Raw genomic sequence first — 21,175 nt, 5'->3', positions numbered from 1 at the left:
AATGAAACAATTTTTAATCTGCTTGAGCCTACTATTCAGTGTAAGCACCTTTGCCGCGCAAGAAGGCCGTTTTGTACAAAAAGACAATATTTTCCCGCGTGTAGAAATAGTCACGTCATTGGGCAGCATTGTGGTTGAACTAGACCGCTCAAAAGCCCCTATTACAGTAAATAACTTTTTAACCTACGTAATGGATAAAAGTTACCAAGGCAGTATATTCCACCGTGTAGAACGTGATGTTGAAAACGACCGTGACTTTGTAATACAAGGCGGTGGCTACGATAAAGACCTTGACGGCCTGCACGAAAACGATCCTATATTTAACGAAAGCGGCAACGGTTTAAAAAATGATATGTACAGCATTGCTATGGCGTATCAAGACCGTGAACCGCATTCAGGAACTCGCCAGTTCTTTTTTAATATGGATGATAACGATCATTTAAACCCAGGAAGAGATTGGGGCTTTGCCGTGTTTGGCAATGTAATGGATGGTTACGACACGCTAGATAAAATTATGGCTGTAGAAACCGGCTTTAATGAAAAAATTGGCTATGACTTTGTACCAAAAACGCCCGTTGTTATTTTAAATATTAAAGTACTTGAGCAAACCCCATTATAAATCACTGAGGTGTAACTAAGTTGCACCCAACGCCAATGAAGGCCCTATGAGCAAAACCCTCTCAATAAGCGAATATTTCTCGTATTTTAAAGATAAACGTTTAATCAATATTTTTATATTTGGTATGAGCAGTGGTTTTCCATGGGTGCTGATTGGCTCAGTTATGTCGGCTTGGCTAAAAGATGAAGGCCTAAGCCGCAGTATGATTGGCTTATTTGGTATTGTATTTGGCGCATACAGCATTAACTTTATGTGGTCGCCACTTATTGATAGAACCAAGCTGCCCTTATTGTACAAATGGTTTGGGCAACGTCGCAGCTGGATTATATTTTGTCAAAGCTTTATGTTTATTGGCACCCTGCTTTTAGCAGGCCTTGATTTAAAAGCAAACTTAGCAATTGCCGCCGGCTTGTGTTTACTCATCGCAGTCGCCTCTGCCACACAAGACATCGCAATTGATGCATTTAGAATAGATACGTTAAGCGAAAACGAATCTTACAAAGCCACTGCCGCTGCTGCTATGGCCACATCGGGTTGGTGGACAGGTTATGCATTACTTGGTGCTATTCCTTTTTACATGGCCGATATCCCCTCTTTAGATTGGCCACAAGTGTATTACTTTTTAGCCGCTGTTATGTTACTGCTAATGAGCGGCGTGTTGTTTGCTAAAGAGCCTAAATCAAACCGAGAAGCTGTTCACGCAGAGCTTGAGCGTGTATACCTTGAAAAACTAGCCAGCATTAAACAAACGCCCTTTACTAAAGTGATTGCTTGGCTTGGCGTTACAGTGGTTGACCCCTTTAAAACCTTTTTTGCGAAAAATGGCGTAAAAACAGCCCTTGCCTTATTAGCATTTATTTTCTTATTTAAAATTGGCGAAGCTTTTTTAGGGCGAATGTCGATTGTTTTTTATAAAGAAATAGGCTTTAGTAACAGTGACATAGCTACCTTTTCAAAAGTAGGCACAGCCGTACTTACCATTGCTTTTACCTTTGTGGGCAGCTTATTCAATCAAAAGTACGGCATTGTAAAAGGACTATTTATAAGTGGTGTGGCAATGGCGGGGTCTAACTTAGCATTTTCGGCTATTGCACTGGTTGGCCCTAATTTAGGATTATACGCTTTTGCTATTGTTATTGATGGCTTTACGCAAGCCTGGTCGTTAGTGGCTATGGTGGCGTTTATATCGATGTTATGCGACCGGGCATTTAGTGCAACACATTATGCTTTACTTGCCTCATTAGGGAATTTAGGGCGCACATTGCTTTCAAGTTACAGTGGTGTGGTTATTGATGATTGGCTAATGGGGAATTGGGCATTATTTTTTGTGCTAACGGCGCTAATGGTAATCCCTTCGCTGGTATTTTTATATTTGATTAGGCATAAGCTTTATCAGTTAGAGCAAAATTACCATCAAAATAGGTAATGCATCCCTGCATTAACGTGATTTGCTTAGGCCATTCAAGTGCCCCTTATAACACCCTAAGCAAAACAATATTAATCCGCTTTAATTAAGCCTAGCGCTTCATGCGGATCAACTTCAAGTGCATTACAGTAACGTACAAACTCAATAACATCTAAACGGCGTTCTTGATTTTCAATCTTACCGATAAATGAGTGAGGTGTTCCTAGCACTTGTGCTAGGCTACGCATTGTATGACCCTTTTCATGGCGTTTTGTTTTAAGCCATTTAGTTAGCTTTTCGTTTTCTTCAGAAGAAACAGTTTTGCCCATCATTTTACATCTCCTACTAGATGATATGACATACCCGTCAAAGCAGTAGTCACACAATGATTGGTGGCATATAAGCAGATACCCACTACATTTTTCAATAGCAAGCTATTGCTTAAAATAAGCAAAGGTATTGCTACTTATTCAACCTACCAATCTATTCAGTGCTAACCCGCAAAAATAGGATATAGGTTTGTTTTTATTAAGAGTGAAATTTTGCCCGTCTCACTCTTGGATACATTATATACTATTAACAGTTCGGTTAAATAATTAATTACATAGTTTGCATAAATTTACCCAACCACTAACCTTTACTTATGCTGAATATTTAAGTTAACGTACCAAAAATATTAAGTTTTTTACTAAAAAATTAATTGTAAGATAAAAGCGCTTTGTTACAAATTAACGTGCGAATAACCTTGCTGTATTGATGTTTAAACAACAGTATCAGTTAAAAAGTTCCCATAAATAACGTTTTTCCCTTATTGAGGGACTAAAGAGGAAGTATGTTTAGAGTCTTATTTTTGTTACCAGTTTTACTATGCTTTTTATGGTTTATGTTTTTACGTCATTACGGCGTACCTATTAAACAAGGTAAAAAAGGCTTTTTATACATTCTTGCTTTTTCTGCGTTTGTATTAGGCTTTTTTGTATTAATAATGCAATTTACCCACTACAGCCCGATTGAATTTTAGACATTAAAAAAGCCGCTAATGCGGCTTTAATAACTAAGCGTAAATTGCTTAAACGCTAAAACTTGCACCACACCCGCAGGTGGTCGTTGCATTAGGGTTAGATACAAAAAAGCGTGCGCCTTCTAACCCTTCAGTGTAATCCACCTCGCCATCAACTAAGTACTGAATACTCATTGGATCAATAACCAGCGTTACACCATTTTTAACTATTTCTAAATCACCAGGATTTGCTTTTTCATCAAAAGTAAAACCATATTGAAAACCAGAACAACCGCCGCCAGTTACATAAACACGCAGTTTTAAATCTGGATTTTCTTCTTCGTCGATTAACTGTTTAACACGAACAGCAGCTGCATCGCTGAACTTTATTGGTAATTCTTCAGACATTTTAAAACCCTCAATATCGTAATGGCGTGATTATCTAATACCCGAGTATTTTAATCAAGTATAGTCAAACATCTGTTAGGGTATCTTACTTATTAACCTTTACTTTGGCCGGTACCAAAACAAATAGCATTGAGAGAGACGCTGTAATATTTGTTAATATTAGTAACTAAAATTGCAAATCACAAGGACTTACCTGCGCTCTTTTGCTAAACTGCTCGCTGAAAAAATGTGGCGGAGAATACAGCATGTGGCTTGAGCAACTCAGGCGTCGATTAGCAAAACCAAAAACCTCTGTGCAATTATGCTTATTAGGCGTAAGTGCTGGTTTAATTGCTGCATTTTTTATCATTTTATTTCGCTTAACGATTCTGTTTTTTCAAAGCTTATTTTTAGACACTCCTGATAACTTTACCACCATCCCTACTCTTGAACGGGTTTTAATGCCATTAATTGCAGCGCTATTAATAGCAACCTTTGCCGCATTTACTGGTTTTAAGCACTATCGTTTAGGCATTCCTTTTGTTATTCATCGTATTAAACGCCATTATGGGCAAATGCCTTTGTACAATACTGTAAACCAATTTGTTGGTGGTGCACTGGCATTAATAAGTGGTTTTTCGGTTGGTCGCGAAGGGCCATCTGTTCATATGGGCGCTACTGGCGCAAGTATATTAGCCGACAAACTGCATTTACCGCACAACGCCATGCGCACATTAAGTGGCTGTGGTGTCGCCGCTGGTATTGCAGCCTCGTTTAATACCCCACTGGCTGCGGTTATTTTTGTTATGGAAGTGGTGCTACGTGAGTATAAAGTGCATATTTTTGTACCAATTATGCTTGCTGCGTTAACGGGCGCTTTAGCAACACAGTTTGTGTTTGGTGAAGGCTCGGAGCTGGCACTTATTAGCATTACGCCATTGAGTGGTTGGCATTACCCATATTTAATTTTATGTGGCATGGCCTTAGGGGCAATTGCCTATAGCTTTAATCAAAATTTAATGCTGATCATAAAAACATTTAAACCTTTAAGCATGTTTCCTCGTTTACTCATTGCAGGTTGTATTGCGAGTGTTATTGCCTATGCAGTGCCCCAAGCGATGGGCTCAGGTATGAGCGCAATTACGATTGCGGTTGAATCGCCAGAAAACGCGCAGCTACTTACCACTATTTTAATAGCTAAACTGCTGGCCACCCTGTTTGCAATTGGCTTAGGAATACCAGGCGGGTTAATAGGCCCTGTAATTGGGCTTGGGGTTTTAACCGGTACTTTAATGGCCTTTTTTGCCCAGTTTATAAGCCCAGGTGCTGACATTGCGGGCACATACGGCGTATTAGGCATGGCAGGGTTACTCGCAGCTACATTACATGCGCCGTTAGCTGCATTAACAACGGTGATGGAGCTTACCTCCTCGCCAGAGATTATTGTACCGGCCATGTTAGTGATAACAACCGCTTATGTAACGGCGCTGCAAGTATTTGGTAATCGGTCTATATTTTTGCAACAGCTCGATTTTCAAGGGCTCCCCTATCATGTATCGCCCGCAACGGAGGCGCTACAAAAAGTGGGCATAATGGATGATATGGATGAAAACTTTAAGCTGCTTTATTCTGATGATAAAGAGCAAATAAAAAACACCCTAGATGCCATGGACAGCCAAACCCCTTTAATCGTCTTTGACGAAGAAAACGGCTATCGTTTAGCAGAGTATGACCTTACTCTGATGTCGGGCGAAACCATAAATATAAACTACATTAGTTTACAGGGTATTAGCAGCCAATCGACCTTAGCCGATGCCTTTGATATTTTAAAAGATAAACGCAGCGGTGCCCTGTATGTTTACAACTTGCTAGATGACCAACAAATAATGGGGCTATTACGCTGGGATCAAATAAATAATATTTTAACTATTCGTAACAGCCTACTTTAGGATTCTTATGAGCGCTTTATTAATTTATAAAACACTGCACATTTTTTTTATGATTGCTTGGTTTGCCGGTATTTTTTATTTACCTCGGTTATTTGTATACCACGCGATGAGCGAAGAAAAAGCCTGTAACTCAATGCTTAAAGTGATGGAACGTCGGCTACTCTTTTTTGTTACCCCGTTTGCCATTTTAACGGCCGTTTTTGGTGTGCTCACCATTGTAGAATATGGTCGTGAGTGGTTTAGATACAGCATGTGGCTGCACTACAAACTGGTACTGGTCATCATTTTATATCTATACCACGGCTACTGTTTTAAATTACTAAGCGACTTTAAACACGACAGAAATACCAAAACAGACCGCTTTTATCGTATTTTTAATGAGCTCCCAGTGATTGCGCTGCTTATTATTGTTGCGCTTGCGGTGATAAAACCTAATTTATAAGCATCACAGCGCATGTTAAACTGCGCTGCAATTTACAATACTTGCTATAACACGCGCGATTGCGTGCCCCATTTTTATGGATTATCGCGCCCCTTTGATTGATTAGGAATAACCCCATGTTAAGTTTCCAAGGTGAACATATACTGTCGGTAAATCAACTCGACAGAGACTGCATTGAGCGTATTTTTGCAGTAGCAAAAAAAATGGAGCCTTATGCTAAAAAACAAAAGCAAACAACCGTGCTAGAAGGCGCTATTTTAGCTAATTTGTTTTTTGAACCAAGCACACGAACGCGTGTAAGCTTTGGTACTGCTTTTAATTTACTAGGCGGTGGCGTGCGCGAAACAACCGGTATGCAAAGCTCCGCTCTTGCTAAAGGTGAATCGCTTTACGATACAGCGCGCGTTATCTCGGCATATGCTGATGCCGTTGCTATGCGCCACCCTGATGCAGGCTCGGTAAGCGAATTTTCAGAAGGTTGTACCGTACCTGTTATAAATGGGGGGGACGGCCCTAACGAGCACCCTACTCAGGCATTGCTTGACTTACTAACCATTGAGCGTGAACTAAACCGATTTGAGCAAAGTATTGATGGCATGCATATCGCCCTAGTTGGCGATTTAAAATATGGCCGTACAGTCCATTCACTCTCTAAATTATTGTGCCATTACAAAAATGTGAAGTTTTCGATGGTGGCGCCCGATGGGCTGCAAATGCCAACCAGTATTTTAGATGCTGTCGAAAATGCAGGCCATAAAATACAGCTAGTTAACAAAATGGAAGGTAACTTAGCAGCTGATATTGTGTACCAAACACGCATTCAAGAAGAGCGCTTCCCTTCACAAGAAGAAGCCAACAAATACCGTGGCGGCTTTAGAATCAGCCAATCAATTTATAACGCGCACTGTAAGCCAAATTCAGTGCTTATGCATCCGCTTCCACGTGATAGCCGTTTAGAAGCTAACGAGCTTGATAACGACTTAAACAGTAACGACAACTTAGCAATATTTCGCCAAGTGCAAAATGGCGTATTGATTCGTATGGCACTGTTTGCTTTAACCCTCGGCGTAGAAAACAAAGTCGAGCAATATGAAGTAGACGTTCCTTGGTTTAGCCGCAAACGCGACAGCTAAACACTTTTACCAAGCGACAATTTATAGGATTTTTCATGACAATTAGCCAAGATTTATTTAATCGCGCACAAACTTCAATTCCTGGTGGCGTAAATTCACCTGTACGTGCATTTAACGGGGTGGGTGGTACGCCACTATTTATTACCAAAGCAGAAGGCGCATTTACTTTTGATGCTGATGGCAACCGTTATATTGATTACGTAGGCTCGTGGGGCCCAATGATCATGGGCCATAATCACCCAGCTATAAAGCAAGCAGTGCATGAAGCAGTAGAAAATGGCTTAAGTTATGGCGCCCCTACTGAGGCCGAAATTTTAATGGCCGAAAAAGTAAAAGCGCTTGTTCCTTCAATCGAAAAAGTACGCATGGTTAGCTCAGGAACAGAAGCCACTATGAGCGCTATTCGTTTAGCACGTGGCTATACAGGTCGTGATAAAATCCTAAAATTTGAAGGTTGTTACCACGGCCATGCCGACTCGTTATTGGTAAAAGCGGGCTCTGGGGCACTTACCATGGGTGTGCCAAATTCACCAGGTATTCCTGAGGATTTTGCAAAGCACACGCTTACCGTATCGTTTAATAACCTTGATGAAGTAAAAGCTGTTTTTGAAAAATACGCTGACGACATTGCTTGTGTTATTGTTGAGCCAGTAGCAGGTAACATGAACTGTATTCCTCCTGTTGAAGGCTTTTTAGAAGGCTTGCGTGCAGTATGTGATGAGTACAAATCGGTGCTTATTTTTGATGAAGTAATGACCGGCTTTCGTGTTGCATTAGGTGGCGCACAAGCGTATTACAACATCAAACCTGACTTAACCTGTTTAGGTAAAGTCATTGGCGGCGGCATGCCTGTTGGTGCCTTTGGCGGCAAAACCGAAATTATGGATTACATTGCGCCAGTAGGTCCGGTTTACCAAGCGGGTACGCTTTCTGGTAACCCTATTGCAATGGCTGCAGGTTTAAAATCACTTGAGCTATTAAGCGAGCCAGGTTTACACGATAAGTTAGAAGCCATTTCTAAAGCTATTTGTGAAGGTTTTGAGGCTGGCGCTAAAAAAGCGGGCATTCCTTTAACCACAAACTACGCTGGCGGTATGTATGGCTTTTTCTTTACTGAAGCAGAAAAAGTAACCACTTATAAGCAAGCAACTGAATGTGATTTAGAACGCTTTAAACGCTTTTTCCACTTAATGCTTGAAGAAGGCGTATACCTAGCACCTTCTGCATTTGAAGCAGGCTTTGTGTGCGCTGCGCACACTGAGCAAGAAGTACAAGCGACTATCGAAGCTGCAGAGCGCGCCTTTGCTAAGCTATAAGCATCCAAAAAACACAGGTTAATAACGTGCGTTATTAGCCCTAAAGTTAAAAAAAGCCCGTAAGGGCTTTTTTTATTTATGCGCATTGATAATTGAATGGTTTTTAGCCTTTATACGGTCTCACTTTTAAGACTCACTTTTACCCTACAAGAGAAACGTATGACAAGCTTAAGGCAATTAGCAGCACCGGCTACATCATTGATGGGCAACTTAAAATATAAAACTAAAATTGGTTTAGTTTTTGGTATTTTATTATTACCCCTTGCGCTTAGTTTGTTTTTTTTAGTCTCTTTATTAAGCGAGAGTATAAGCGTCTCTCAAATGCAAAAACAAGGATTACTGGGCTACAGAGAGATTCTTGCAAATCAAATGCAAGGTGAAACCTATAAAAACGTAAAAGTAGCAAAAGCACGTGGTTTTAATGTAAAAGATGAGCAAATGAATGACGTACTTGAACTGGTTTCAATACAGTCTAATTTAGCCTTAGATAATCAGCTTGCAAGTGCTTATGTTAATCGCGCATTAGTTACGCCTATACCTGCGCTTATCATACAGATAAATGCGACAGCGCAAAGCGCTAATACTGTTCTTACTAACCAGCGTTTTACACCAGAAACTTTTATTGCGCTTTCAAACTTGAGTAAGTCGCTACCTTTATACCAGCAGCAACTTGATAAAATAATTACAATTGCCACCACGGCTGATACATCTGTAAATAAAGCTCTAATGCCCTCTTTAACTAATTTACATAATGCCATAGCCGCTTTTAAAACAGCTATTGATAAGAGGCTACTTGAACCAGATGATATACAGCTTACACAAAACGAATTTGCGGGGCTTACCAGCCAAGTGCTTAATCGCATTAGCGAACTAATTGATAAAAGCATTCCTACCCTTGAATCGCTAATAAATGAAAAACTGAACACGCAGCGCTTGACAAGAAACACTGTATTAGCAGCATCATTAATTAGTTTATTGATTGCACTTTACTTAATGATTAGCTTTTATTTTGCAGTAGTTGATAGTATTACCCGCTTTGCTAATGCCGCTGAAAGAGCGGCAAACGGGGATTTAAATGCCTCTATTAATTCAATCACGAATGATGAAATGGGTATAATTGCTACTCGCTACAACGCTTTGCTGAGCGCAATTTCACATTTACTATTTAATGTAAAAACAAGCACATTAGAGCTATGTGGTGCTACTAAGTCACTCTCTCAGGCGAGTAGCCAAACAAGCCAAGATGTTGAAAAACAACAAATACGCGTAAACGCGATTCACAATGCACTTAGTAATATGGAACAAAGTGCGCTCAGTGTAGAAGTATCAGCTAATCAAGCGATGTTAACCGCGCAAGATGCAGCGCAGCATGTAAAGCAAGGCTCTTACAACACCATGGAACTGGCTCGGTACATGCAAGATTTACAAGTTGAGTTTACCGAAAGCCAGCAAGCCTTAAATAGATTAGCCCAAGACAGCCAAGAAATTAGCAAGGTAAGCAAAGGCATTAGCGAAATAGCCGATCAAACAAATTTATTGGCCCTTAATGCCGCTATTGAAGCCGCACGCGCCGGTGAGCATGGTCGTGGTTTTGCTGTTGTGGCTGATGAAGTAAGAACCCTCGCCCAGCGTACGCAAACACAAACCCAAGAAATTCACCAAATAATTAGCTCGCTCCAACAAGCCTCTAACGATACACAACAAAAAATGCGCTCAAGTGTTGAAAAGATGGAACAATCGGTAAAAGCCGCCACTCAAACAAATGACGTTTTACAAAGTGCAGAGTACAGTATGGGTGATATAAAACGCCAAGGCGAAGAGATAGCACTGAGTGTAAAAGAGCAATCTATCGCAACCACACAAGCACTAACTGATTCGCAAGAAGTAAGTAATTTAGCAGATCAAACTCTTCTCTCTGCGCAGTCTACTTTGCAAGATGCGCAGCAACTTAGTCGTTTATCCGATGACCTAACAAAATCAATGCAATTTTTTAAGTCATGAAATAATAAATAGTGCTTTTAAATTACAAAAAACCCTTCGATTAAGAAGGGTTTTTAGGTTAGTTATTAATAAGTGTTAAAAGCGAGCTTCTAAACCTATACGAACGTAACGTGGTGTTTGCCAAGAATATGCAGCATCATGGTACGCATTTACTTCACCTTCGTTTTGCTCATAGTGTTCATTCAGTGATGACTCTGTTTGCGAGTTGAAAATGTTAAATACATTAACCGATGCACGCATGTCGATATCAGATACTGTGAAATCATATGCAGCAGATAAATCTAAGTTAAATACCCAAGGTGTACGGCCATTAGTGCCTCGGCTATGTTTTTCATAGATTTTCTCATCTTGATCACAGTCGCCGTTGCCATTTGTATCCGGACATTCATTAGTGTAAATGTAGAAAGTATCACCCCAACCGCCATTTAAGTTTGGATCGGTAGATGGATATCCTTGACCAAATAAGCTCTTAGGGCGTCCGCTTTGTAAAGTAGCATTCCAACCTACTGTTAAGTCTTCCATCGGTTCCCAACTACCAAAGAATTTGAATGTATGGCGTCTGTCATTAGGTTGATAACCTTGTGATCCATCCATAACTGCTGGGAAGTCAAAGTCTTGGGTAATACCCGCATCAGCTTGACCAATATCTGATTTAACAGCACCTTCAAAGTTACCTACACTTCTAGCCCATGTATAACCAAACTGATAACGAATAGTGTCAGCTTTATAATCAAGGCTAAACTCTACAGCGGTGTATTCATTATTTGCTTTAGGTAGGCCTATTGTTTCTGCTGAATAGGTAGTTAAAGAACCACTATCTGGAACACCGTCGTTATTGAATGATGAATCCCCCCAATCGGTTCCATTCCAGTAGTAACCATCGCTGTACCAGCTAGACGAATCACCCGGATTTATCATTACGCAGTATGGGTAGGCATATCGCCCACAGTAGTCATCTAATGCAGTTGCAACTTCGCGGTATATACCTTTAACACCTACTGTATATTCATCATTTAACGCTTGCTGTATACCAATAATATATTCATCTTTAGAGAATGGATCAGCCTCTTGCGCCTGAAAAATATCTTTTTCAGGTATAACCGGCACACCACTCACTTGCTGTGAGTTTTGAATACCACCATTTCCAAGCGTGTCAGCTAAAGGCGTGAGCCCCGTAGGTGCGCCAGTTTGCGAATCTACACCTGTGTAGGTATAAGCGGTAGTTATATCACTAACTCCTGATGCGGCTCTAAAAATTGTATTATTGGCTACGGGTAAGTAATAACGCCCATATGTACCATATACTTTAGTATCGCCTGTACCCGTAGGATCCCATGTGAAACCAAGTCGAGGAGCAATATCTGTTTCAAAGCTAGTGAGTAACTTACCAGTCGTCCCCCAGCTATCAAACTCATCAATACGTAAGCCGACTTTAACAGAGAAATCCTCTGTTACTTGCCACTGATCTTCTATGTAATAAGCCGTTAACTCCGACTCAAAGCTACCGCCACCATCAAAGATACGGTCTTCAACATAGTCAAGCGCGGCACCTGTATTATTTGTTAGCGCGCCATTATCAGCTTGCCAGCTACCATTATCTGCAAGTGTTCTGTAGTCATAGCTATGGCCACCGATAGGACTACTTATGTTCTCAGACTTACGCTCTTGGTAATCAATACCAAATGTAATTTCATGGTCATTCCATACATATTCAACATCTAAGCGGTATTGGGTATTTTCATCATTATTAGCACCAAAGCTACCGCCTGCACCACAGCCAGTGATTGGATTAGCAGTACCTCGAGAGTCGGTAATAGATGGACAAACCAAGTTTTCTGATTGCGTTTCATATTCTGTTTTAATATTACCAGCCATTGCAGTAACAACTAGGTCTTCAGTTAAAACGCCTGTATAACTTAAGCTTTGTGCTTCACCACCACGCTTTAAAATGGCGCCATCGATACGATCGCCCACAGTACCGTTATTGTATTCGTATACAGAACGCTCAATATCACGACGATTAGAGTAAGCAAAATAGCTCAACCTATGGTTTTCATTAATATCCCAATCAAGCTTACCGCCCCAAAATAAATTATCGCCACCAGAAGCCGATTCATTTCGGTATTGATCGTTTGGCGAAAATTCATCTCCACCCCAAGTGTATGTAGACTCAGTATCTCTTGGGTTAATTAATCCATAGAAAAACAACGTGTCTTCAATTAGAGGACCACCAGCAGAAATAGTTACATCTGTTTTGCTATCAGTGTCTAAGCTTTCGTCTCTAAATATTTGACCTGCACCATTGTTACCACGAGAGATACTGCCTTCTTCTTGCAAAGAGTCTGGTTGAAATTGCACAACTGCCGCAAATTCCCACTCATTTGTACCACTTTTAGTAGTTGTGTTTATGGTACCACCGGTTGCGCGGCCAAATTTGGCAGAATAACCACCCGTTTTAACTTGGAATTGGTCATAAAACTCAAATGGCACTTCACCACAACCAAGGCCTTGGCGTGTATTAGTAACCTCTAAGCCATTAATATAACATGCATTTTCAGCTACTGATGAGCCACCAAACGACGCAGTATTACCAAAAGCACTGTCCCCTTTTACAGCGCCTGGTGCTAATAAAGCAACCGAGGTAAGGTCTCTGTTTATTGGCATACGATCTATTTCAGCATCTGTAATAACGAGACCAGAATCGGCAGTAGTTAAATCAATCGAAGAAATGCGAGCGCCTAATACTTGGATTACTTCAGGACCTGAATCACTAACCTGTGCTAAATCAAAGCTCGCTTTTGCATTAGCACCTAATGAAACGCGTACACTATCTTCAGCTACAACAGCACCGTTTTTTAAAATTTGTATTTGATAGCTACCTGAAGGCAATGAAGCAAATCTAAATGAACCGTCTTCAGAAATATTTAATGTTCTTTCTAACCCTGTTGCAGGATTTTTTACTGTTACGGTATACCCTGCTGTAGTAGAAATATTATCGATAGAACCTACAACATCTGATGCCACTGCTGGAAGCGTTACACCTAGTGAAGCGAGAACCGCTATTGCCGTAAGATTTTTTTTGAAAATATTTTTCATACTCTTATCCCTGTTAAGTTTATAATTATTTTTGCACCTTATACAAAATGCATACAGAGAGTAACAAAAGGGTACAAATTGTAAACACGTTAATTAAACAAAGATAAAACAAGAAATAAAAGCAATGAAAATCAACACCTTAATATTATTTTCACGCGCTAACTTGTAAATTATAAAACGTCAAATGTTAATTTAAAGAAACAAAACAAAAGCTTTAATAAATAATAATTCAGCTAATTAAACTATTAACATGTTAGTTACAGCACTTGCATTTCAACCTCGTAAAATGCTTTTTTAGGCAGGTTATACTCCCTCTTTATTTAATAATTTATAAAAAGGAAATAAAAGTAATTAAAATTTATTTAATTTCAAATTTTAATTACTAGGTAGATAGATATGCTAGATATAATAAAACCGCTGAGTTAGCGGTTTTATTATTAAGGTTTTTATTTTATTAGCGTATGCATTGTGGTCTTGGCTCAAACTCACTGGCTCTTAGTGGTAGCTGAATGACCTTGCCGCATCCAGGTGGGGCTTGTAAACCCGTTTTTTCATTGACGAAAGCCCATCTAATTGATGATGGGCGGGTATCGGCAATAGCTTCAGGGTTAAGTGGTTTTAAGTAGCGAATATAAGCCTCCAATGCGCCCACACTACCTGTTAAACCGGTGCTTCTATTATCGTCTCTACCAAGCCAGGCAACGGTCACTGTATTTTGATCAAACCCTGCAAACCAGCTATCACGTAAATCATTACTAGTGCCTGTTTTACCTGCAAGCTGGATTGAAGGAAAGTGCAAATTTAGGCGCTTAGCGGTGCCGTCTTTTGTTACTCGCTTCATGGCATATTTAGTCATATAAACAGCGTCTTTTGCAAAGCGCGGTTCTGACTTAACTTTATGCTTATACAATACCTTACCTACGGAGTCTGTTAGCGCAGATATAGCTGTAAGCTCTCTATACTCGCCGTCGGCTGCAATAGTGGTATAAAGCTGGGCAACCTCAAAGCTCGACATTTCTACGGCACCAAGTAGCAGCGAGGGATACTCATCTATATTACCTTTTGCTCCTAACCCTTTGAGCGTGTTTGCAACTTTATCAACACCGACATCTAAGCCTAGATTTACTGCAGGAATATTAATGCTGTTACTAAAGGCTTTATAAAGTGGTAATGCACCTCGGTATTGGTGATCAAAGTTCTCAGGTTGCCACACTTTACCCTGCTCATTTGTTACCTGTACAGGGGAGTCATCAAGTAATGTAGCTAAGTTATAATGCGGTAGCTGTAGGGCTGTTAAATACACAGCAGGTTTAACTAAGGAGCCTATATTACGTTTAGTATCGAGCACTCGGTTGAAACCTGAGTAACGAACATCGCGCCCTGATACTAAAGCAGACACACCGCCTTTTTCGATATTAACTGAGATCATGGCTGCTTCGAGTTTATCGGTATTAGGGCGTTTTTCTAGATACGGTAAACTTTTTTGAATGGACTCTTCCATTGCCGTTTGTTTTTGTAAATCAAAGTAAGTAAATACACGCACACCCGCATCTAGTGTTTTTTGATCAGGTAATAACTGCTTAAGCTCACGATTTACCAGTTCTAAAAAGCCAGGGTATGACTTTTGTAAACTTGCTTTCATTGGCGCTATATCAATTGGGCGTTTAAGTGATGCACGGTATTCTTTTGTCGTTAGTAGTTTGTTTTCAACCATTAAGCGCAGTACTAGATCACGACGCTCCATAGTGCGTCCTTTATAACGACGAGGATTGTAATACGAAGGCCCTTTAACCATCGCCACCAGTAGCGCTATTTGGTCATATTCCAGCTCATCAACAGGCTTTGAAAAATAAAACTCAGACGCCAAGCCCATGCCATGCACGCCTTGGTTATAAGACTGTCCTAAGTAAACTTCATTTAAATAAGCTTCTAAAATCTGATCTTTTGAATAACGGTAATCTAAAATAAGCGCAATAAATGCCTCATTTATTTTACGCACCAAAGAACGCTCACGTGTTAGGTATATATTTTTTGCAAGCTGCTGCGTTAAGGTACTGCCACCTTGTACGGTACGTCCTGCTTTAATATTTGAATAAAGTGCACGTAAAATAGAAAATACCGATACACCATGGTGATTATAAAAATCACGATCTTCTACCACTAGTAATGTGTCTTTTAGCATCGGCGGAAACTTATCAAGCGGTACAAACTCTCTGTCTTGCTTTGAATCGTTGCCAATACGGGCTATTTGTACAGGCTCTAAACGCGCACTATTTAAACGCCTGCCAAATTTATCTTTTATTGTGGCTACTTTTTTCCCTGCAAAACGTAGCTCTATAATATGAGCTTGCTCTAAGCCATCATAAAACTCAAAGTCGCGTCGGTAGATTTTAATGCTGTTTGGCGTTTTAACGTATTGGCCGGTGCGGCTTAAACGGTTGACCGATGAGTAATTTAAACGCTCAAGCTCCCATACAACCTCTTGGCTTGATAAAAACTGTCCTGGGTAAAATTCCATTGAGCGTGCATATACTTGTGCTGGCAGTTGCCATTTATTGCCTTCGAATATACGAGTTGTTTTTGAATCTAAATAAATAAGATACATAGCCATCGCAATAAAAACAGCCAAGCTCAACTTCCAAAAAATAGACCATGTTTTTCGCATAAATGAGCGTTTAACAACAGGGTTTGACCCTTTTTTTGTGGTTTTTGATTTGGCTTTGCGTGGCGAGCTAGCTGCTTTAGAAGCACGCTTAGGTGTGGTTTTACTACTGGGTGTTTTTTTATTGTCAGCCATTTAAGTGTAATTTATTCCAAGGTTTATTCACGAGTGTGAGCTTAGCATATTGGTTATAGCCTAACACCTGAAAAGTTAACCTCCCCTGAAACGAAAAAAAGCCCTACCTAGGTAGGGCTTTGTGAACACAATGATTAATCTATTTAATATTAGTTACTACGAACAGATACGAATTCTGGGTAAGCATCAACACCACAATCGTGTTGGTCCATACCGCTTAACTCTTCTTCTTCTGTTACGCGAATGCCCATAGTTTGCTTTAAAATAGTCCATACAATGAATGAAGCTACGAAAACAAAAGCTAAAATCGTTACTAAGCCAATAAGCTGAGTTACAAAGTTTGCATCGCCGTTAGATACAGGTACAAGCATAATACCTAGGGCACCACATACACCGTGTACTGAGATTGCACCTACCGGGTCATCAATCTTCGCTTTATCAAGAGCTACAATACTAAACACAACCAGAGAACCACCTAAAATGCCTAGTAAACATGCCATAAGAGGTGATGGTGAAAGTGGGTCTGCAGTAATAACAACCAAGCCTGCTAATGCGCCGTTTAGTACCATAGTTAAATCAGCTTTACCCCATAACACTTTACATACAAATAAGGCAGCAATTGCACCCATTGCCGCAGCGGCATTGGTGTTAAGTAAAATTTGACCTACCGCTGTTGCATTTTCTTTGTCTGAAAGAAGTAATTGCGAACCACCGTTAAAGCCAAACCAACCCATCCATAAAATAAACGTACCTAATGTAGCAAGGGGTAAGTTAGAGCCAGGAATTGGGTAAATTTCACCGTTTTTACCGTATTTACCTTTACGAGCGCCAAGTAAAATTACACCTGCTAACGCAGCTGCAGCACCCGCACCGTGAACAATAGCAGAGCCTGCAAAGTCAACAAAGCCCATTTCTGATAAGAAGCCACCGCCCCATGTCCAGTAACCTTCCATTGGGTAAATAAAGCCAGTTAAAATCACTGTAAATGCTAAGAAAGCAAATAACTTCATACGTTCAGCCACGGCACCCGATACAATCGACATAGCCGTTGCAACAAATACTACTTGGAAGAAAAAGTCAGACTCTAAAGAGTGGTCAGCATCGGCCGCTTGCGTGCCAATTAATGCACCAATTGAAGGAATTATGCCGCCTTCAGCGTTGTCTACATACATAATGTTGTAGCCAACTAATAAAAACATGGTACATGCGATAGAGTACAGCGCCACATTTTTAGTTAAAATTTCAGTGGTATTTTTAGAACGAACTAAACCCGCTTCTAACATGGCAAAACCTGCCGCCATCCACATTACTAATATACCCGACACCAGAAAATAAAAGGTGTCGAGAGAAAATTTGAGTTCTACAATTGTGTTTTCCATTAATCAGCCCCCTTAAATTGCTTCTTCATCAAGTTCGCCCGTACGAATACGTACGATTTGATCTAAGTCGTACACGAAAATCTTACCGTCACCAATTTTGCCCGTTGAGGCAATTTTAGTAATTGCTTCAACTACGCGTTGGCAGTTTTCGGTACGAGTCGCAATTTCAAGTTTGATTTTAGGAATAAAATCTACCTGATACTCTGCTCCACGATACAGCTCTGTGTGGCCTCGTTGACGTCCAAAACCTTTAACATCAACTACGGTCATCCCTTCAATACCTAAATCAGCGAGCGCTTCGCGCACATCATCTAATTTAAATGGTTTTATGATTGCACTAATCATTTTCATAGTGGCCCCCTCGGACGCTTTATTGTTATCCTGTTGGCTTATATAATCCAACCTTTGTGCCACTATTAAAATCTATTTTATATCAACCAGATAAGAGCAAACCAAAAGCTTAAAACAAAAAAAACGCACCATATAGGTGCGCTTTTTTAACAACTTAGCTACATTGGTGCACTACAAATAACTAACACGTGTAAGCTTGTTATTAGTGTTATTTTTATAGTTAAACAACACAATTCCTACCATTATTTTTAGCTTGGTAAAGTGCAGCGTCAGCGACACGCATAGCTTGTGTTAAATCAGTGTTTTGAAAATCAGCAACACCAATACTAATGGTGATAGAAAACGGTTTGTCATCGATTAAAAATTCATGCTTGGCGAGCTTTTTTCTAAAGCCTTCTAAGTACTCTCGCCCACGAGCGGTGTCTATATCATCTAGTATAATAGCAAACTCTTCGCCGCCTACTCTAGCGACCGTAAACTTAGAAAACGTCGTTTTAATTAATGTGGCTACCTGCTTTAGTGCCTGATCACCCGCTTCGTGGCCTAGCGTGTCATTAATGTTTTTAAAAAAATCTATATCAAGTAATGCAAGCGTATTTTGCTGCTGTTTTTTTAGTAGTTGCTCTGCATATTGGTAAAAATAGCGCCGGTTATACATTCCCGTTAAATAATCTCTGTAAGCACTTTCTTTAATATCCGCAATCAGTGACAACTGCTCCATAGTTTGCATAACACGACAATGAAACTCTTCATTCATAAAGGGCTTTGTTAAAAAGTCGTTAGCACCGTATTTAATAAAGCGAGCCGATAACCCATGTTTACCTGCCCCCGAAAGCCCAATGATGGCCAAATCATCGCGCCCTCTAAAATTGCGCACCGCTTTAACCAATTCAAAACCATCCATCAATGGCATCGCATAATCGGTCATAAGCAATTTTATATTAGGGTTACTTTTAATTATTTCGAGTGCTTGCTGACCATCTTGCGCATCGGTTACATCAAATAATTGTTTTTCTAGCATTTGCTTCATTAAGGAGCGGCTTAACACCGAATCATCGGCAACCAACGCCTTACAGCCTTGATTTCTCAAAAGCTGCGCCACTAGCTTAATCGCGTAATGGTATGAGTCACGGTTGTCTTTTATTACATAATCAATAACCCCGAGCTCTAGCATTTGTTGGCGCTTATATTCATCAATTTTTGAAGTAAGTACCACAGTAGGAATAGCATGCGAAAGTGTAAATTTAGCAACTTCGCCATTAGGGGCGTCAGGAAGGGTTAAATCAACTAATGCTAAGGAGTATTTATGTTTCTCAATATAGTCTTTGCATTCATTTAATGACCAGGCAAAATCAACAGCGACATCTAAATATTGAGCCGTTAAGTGGCGTAGTACCTGTTGTACTACTTTGCTGTCTTCGACCACTAATACTCTTTGCATAAACTTCTCTTTAATCTTGTTATTTTACTACTTAAACTTGCTCTAAATGGCAAATAATGAAAAACATCCAATAAAGTTCTGTTTATATAGCCAATAAGTAGGCTAGGTCCATTTGTGTTGCGGCCCGCTCTGTATTTTTATTCAAATCTAAAGCCGGCTAAATATACTTTATTTTTAAGCTAAGCTAAACACGCGAGGGGCAATTAACATTAAATAAACAAGTACTCAGCTAATGAGCTTAACCACTATTATCGGCTATTAGTCTCAATACTTTTGTTATTTATGTGTTTTTTATTTTAAATAGCCTCTAAACAAATATAAGGAACGACAATGAAGCTTTCCCAATTAACTCGTTATGCCTTAGCGCTTACCATTATAATGATAAGTAATGCTGCATTAGCAGATAATCAACGAAAAATAGACATTGATAGCCATGTAGTCACCAAACATAAAGCAAAAATCAATGGTGAACGCTTTAGCTACACCGTTAAAACAGGGACCCAACCTGTGTGGAATGACGGGGGGGATGCTATTGCCACGTTACAATACACCTATTACACACGAGATAAAGTCGATAACATCGCTGCTCGCCCTTTACTGATATCGTTTAATGGTGGGCCGGGTTCCGCATCGGTATGGATGCACTTAGCGTACACTGGCCCACGCGTATTAAAAATTGATGACGAAGGCTACCCCGTTCAACCTTATGGCGTAAAAGATAACCCCTATTCAGTATTAGATGTAGCAGATATTGTTTATGTTAACCCTGTAAATACAGGTTATTCACGTGTAATAGAAAACGCCAAAGGTGAGATGCTTTCAAAAGAGAAACAAAAAAAGCACTTTTTTGGTGTAAATGCCGATATCAAATACTTAGCTGAATGGCTAAATACCTTTGTAAACAGAAATGAGCGATGGCGCTCACCTAAGTTTTTAATAGGCGAAAGCTATGGCACGACTCGGGTATCAGGCCTTGCTCATGAGCTACAAAACAGTCAGTGGATGTACATTAATGGGGTGGTATTAGTATCGCCAACCGATATTGGTATAAAACGAGACGGCCCTATAAAAGCGGCAAACCGCTTACCTTATTTTGCTGCAACGGCGTGGTATCACAAAGCACTTAAAAAAGATTTACAAAAAAAAGAGCTCTATGAACTTTTACCCGAAGTTGAGCAGTTTACTATTAATGAGCTTATTCCAGCCCTCGTTAAAGGCGGCTTTATCGATGCTGATAAAAAGCGCCAAATAATAAAAAAAATGGCTGAATATGCAGGCCTTTCAGAACAGTTTGTAGCGCAAAACAACTTAGATATCCCCACTCAATTTTTTTGGAAAGAACTTTTACGTGAGCGCGGACAAACTGTTGGACGTTTAGATTCGCGCTATTTAGGTATTGATAAACGCGATGCTGGCGAATCACCGGATTACTGGGCTGAGCTCACCTCTTGGCTACATTCGTTTACGCCTGCAATAAATTACTACCTACGTGAGGAGCTTAATTACAAAACGGATGTTAAATACAATTTATTCGGCAATGTTCACCCGTGGGATCGCAGTAAAAATAATACCGGCGAAAACTTACGTTTAGCGATGGCGCAAAACCCGTATTTAAACGTGATGATTCAAGCTGGCTACTACGATGGCGCAACAAATTACTTTGATGCTAAATACACATTATGGCAGCTTGACCCAAGTGGAAAAATGAAAGACAGATTAAGCTTTAAAGGGTACCGCAGCGGCCATATGATGTACCTACGCCATGAAGATCTTAAGCTTTCTAATAACGATTTACGCGACTTCATTTTAAGTTCTTTACCCGCCAAAGGACAAGCCGCTAAATATTAGTTATAAGCTAA

16 protein-coding genes are annotated in these 21,175 nt (G+C 40.1%); 9 read left to right on the top strand and 7 right to left on the bottom strand.

Annotated elements, in window-relative coordinates; all coding sequences use genetic code 11:
• The first annotated feature begins 1 nt into the window (after window position 1).
• Together AN391_RS08245 and AN391_RS08240 are read left to right on the top strand one after the other, a co-directional pair.
• Entirely contained in the window at window positions 2-619 is a 618-nt protein-coding gene (locus AN391_RS08245; protein ID WP_055014962.1) for a peptidylprolyl isomerase, read from the top strand.
• 46 nt (window positions 620-665) lie between these two features.
• Window positions 666-2,045, top strand: coding sequence for an AmpG family muropeptide MFS transporter (locus AN391_RS08240; RefSeq protein ID WP_055014961.1), 1,380 nt, complete (start codon window positions 666-668; stop codon window positions 2,043-2,045).
• Window positions 2,046-2,116: 71 nt separating this feature from the next.
• On the opposite strand, the gene AN391_RS08235 is transcribed toward AN391_RS08240, so the two are convergent.
• Entirely contained in the window at window positions 2,117-2,356 is a 240-nt protein-coding gene (locus tag AN391_RS08235) for a helix-turn-helix domain-containing protein (protein WP_004587151.1), read from the bottom strand.
• Window positions 2,357-2,856: 500 nt separating this feature from the next.
• Here AN391_RS08235 and AN391_RS08230 point away from each other — a divergent pair, with 500 nt between their 5' ends.
• The gene (locus tag AN391_RS08230; protein WP_055014960.1) at window positions 2,857-3,045 is read left to right on the top strand and encodes a hypothetical protein; all 189 of its coding nucleotides are present in this window, start codon (window positions 2,857-2,859) and stop codon (window positions 3,043-3,045) included.
• Window positions 3,046-3,093: 48 nt separating this feature from the next.
• On the opposite strand, the gene erpA is transcribed toward AN391_RS08230, so the two are convergent.
• On the bottom strand, window positions 3,094-3,432 hold the full coding sequence (gene erpA, locus AN391_RS08225) for an iron-sulfur cluster insertion protein ErpA (protein ID WP_002958911.1): 339 nt from the start codon (window positions 3,430-3,432) through the stop codon (window positions 3,094-3,096).
• Window positions 3,433-3,677: 245 nt separating this feature from the next.
• On the opposite strand from erpA, the gene AN391_RS08220 reads away from it, so the two are divergent.
• The 5 genes from AN391_RS08220 (at window position 3,678) to AN391_RS08200 (ending at window position 10,252) form a co-directional block, all read left to right on the top strand.
• Window positions 3,678-5,360 carry a chloride channel protein gene (locus AN391_RS08220; RefSeq protein WP_055014959.1) on the top strand — a complete coding sequence of 561 codons (1,683 nt, stop codon included), beginning with the start codon at window positions 3,678-3,680 and terminating at the stop codon, window positions 5,358-5,360.
• 7 nt (window positions 5,361-5,367) lie between these two features.
• A complete protein-coding gene (locus tag AN391_RS08215; RefSeq protein ID WP_024034304.1) occupies window positions 5,368-5,802 on the top strand; it encodes a CopD family protein in 435 nt (144 codons plus the stop codon).
• Window positions 5,803-5,918: 116 nt separating this feature from the next.
• Window positions 5,919-6,935 carry an aspartate carbamoyltransferase gene (locus AN391_RS08210; RefSeq protein ID WP_055014958.1) on the top strand — a complete coding sequence of 339 codons (1,017 nt, stop codon included), beginning with the start codon at window positions 5,919-5,921 and terminating at the stop codon, window positions 6,933-6,935.
• A gap of 35 nt (window positions 6,936-6,970) precedes the next feature.
• Window positions 6,971-8,251, top strand: a complete 1,281-nt coding sequence (gene hemL, locus AN391_RS08205; protein WP_055014957.1) for a glutamate-1-semialdehyde 2,1-aminomutase — start codon at window positions 6,971-6,973, stop codon at window positions 8,249-8,251.
• Window positions 8,252-8,410: 159 nt separating this feature from the next.
• Complete coding sequence (locus AN391_RS08200; RefSeq protein ID WP_055014956.1) at window positions 8,411-10,252, top strand: methyl-accepting chemotaxis protein; 1,842 nt, start codon at window positions 8,411-8,413, stop codon at window positions 10,250-10,252.
• A gap of 75 nt (window positions 10,253-10,327) precedes the next feature.
• On the opposite strand, the gene AN391_RS08195 is transcribed toward AN391_RS08200, so the two are convergent.
• The 5 genes from AN391_RS08195 to AN391_RS08175 form a co-directional block, all read right to left on the bottom strand.
• Window positions 10,328-13,348: a TonB-dependent receptor gene (locus tag AN391_RS08195; RefSeq protein WP_055014955.1), complete on the bottom strand. Its 3,021-nt coding sequence runs from the start codon at window positions 13,346-13,348 to the stop codon at window positions 10,328-10,330.
• Between the two features lie 454 nt (window positions 13,349-13,802).
• The gene (mrcB, locus tag AN391_RS08190; protein WP_055014954.1) at window positions 13,803-16,145 is read right to left on the bottom strand and encodes a penicillin-binding protein 1B; all 2,343 of its coding nucleotides are present in this window, start codon (window positions 16,143-16,145) and stop codon (window positions 13,803-13,805) included.
• Between the two features lie 149 nt (window positions 16,146-16,294).
• On the bottom strand, window positions 16,295-17,524 hold the full coding sequence (locus AN391_RS08185; RefSeq protein WP_055014953.1) for an ammonium transporter: 1,230 nt from the start codon (window positions 17,522-17,524) through the stop codon (window positions 16,295-16,297).
• Window positions 17,525-17,536: 12 nt separating this feature from the next.
• A complete protein-coding gene (locus AN391_RS08180; RefSeq protein WP_004587162.1) occupies window positions 17,537-17,875 on the bottom strand; it encodes a P-II family nitrogen regulator in 339 nt (112 codons plus the stop codon).
• Between the two features lie 220 nt (window positions 17,876-18,095).
• On the bottom strand, window positions 18,096-19,316 hold the full coding sequence (locus tag AN391_RS08175) for a response regulator (RefSeq protein WP_055014952.1): 1,221 nt from the start codon (window positions 19,314-19,316) through the stop codon (window positions 18,096-18,098).
• A 378-nt stretch (window positions 19,317-19,694) separates the two neighbouring features.
• Between AN391_RS08175 and AN391_RS08170 the strand changes: the two genes are divergently transcribed.
• Window positions 19,695-21,164, top strand: a complete 1,470-nt coding sequence (locus AN391_RS08170; RefSeq protein WP_408003231.1) for a S10 family peptidase — start codon at window positions 19,695-19,697, stop codon at window positions 21,162-21,164.
• Window positions 21,165-21,175: the final 11 nt, after the last annotated feature.

Source organism: Pseudoalteromonas sp. P1-13-1a (assembly GCF_001401875.1).
In the GTDB taxonomy this organism is placed as follows: Bacteria; Pseudomonadota; Gammaproteobacteria; order Enterobacterales; family Alteromonadaceae; genus Pseudoalteromonas.
This window is presented reverse-complemented; position numbering and strand designations above follow the sequence as displayed.

Bases quoted from the DNA above. Each gene is read 5' to 3' on its own strand.
- AN391_RS08220 (WP_055014959.1), top strand. From the start codon at position 3,678: ATGTGGCTTGAGCAACTCAGGCGTCGATTAGCAAAACCAAAAACCTCT.
- AN391_RS08235 (WP_004587151.1), bottom strand. From the start codon at position 2,356: ATGATGGGCAAAACTGTTTCTTCTGAAGAAAACGAAAAGCTAACTAAA.
- hemL (WP_055014957.1), top strand. From the start codon at position 6,971: ATGACAATTAGCCAAGATTTATTTAATCGCGCACAAACTTCAATTCCT.
- AN391_RS08230 (WP_055014960.1), top strand. From the start codon at position 2,857: ATGTTTAGAGTCTTATTTTTGTTACCAGTTTTACTATGCTTTTTATGG.
- AN391_RS08215 (WP_024034304.1), top strand. From the start codon at position 5,368: ATGAGCGCTTTATTAATTTATAAAACACTGCACATTTTTTTTATGATT.
- AN391_RS08200 (WP_055014956.1), top strand. From the start codon at position 8,411: ATGACAAGCTTAAGGCAATTAGCAGCACCGGCTACATCATTGATGGGC.
- AN391_RS08175 (WP_055014952.1), bottom strand. From the start codon at position 19,316: ATGCAAAGAGTATTAGTGGTCGAAGACAGCAAAGTAGTACAACAGGTA.
- AN391_RS08185 (WP_055014953.1), bottom strand. From the start codon at position 17,524: ATGGAAAACACAATTGTAGAACTCAAATTTTCTCTCGACACCTTTTAT.
- AN391_RS08240 (WP_055014961.1), top strand. From the start codon at position 666: ATGAGCAAAACCCTCTCAATAAGCGAATATTTCTCGTATTTTAAAGAT.
- AN391_RS08245 (WP_055014962.1), top strand. From the start codon at position 2: ATGAAACAATTTTTAATCTGCTTGAGCCTACTATTCAGTGTAAGCACC.
- erpA (WP_002958911.1), bottom strand. From the start codon at position 3,432: ATGTCTGAAGAATTACCAATAAAGTTCAGCGATGCAGCTGCTGTTCGT.
- AN391_RS08210 (WP_055014958.1), top strand. From the start codon at position 5,919: ATGTTAAGTTTCCAAGGTGAACATATACTGTCGGTAAATCAACTCGAC.
- AN391_RS08180 (WP_004587162.1), bottom strand. From the start codon at position 17,875: ATGAAAATGATTAGTGCAATCATAAAACCATTTAAATTAGATGATGTG.
- AN391_RS08170 (WP_408003231.1), top strand. From the start codon at position 19,695: ATGATAAGTAATGCTGCATTAGCAGATAATCAACGAAAAATAGACATT.
- AN391_RS08195 (WP_055014955.1), bottom strand. From the start codon at position 13,348: ATGAAAAATATTTTCAAAAAAAATCTTACGGCAATAGCGGTTCTCGCT.
- mrcB (WP_055014954.1), bottom strand. From the start codon at position 16,145: ATGGCTGACAATAAAAAAACACCCAGTAGTAAAACCACACCTAAGCGT.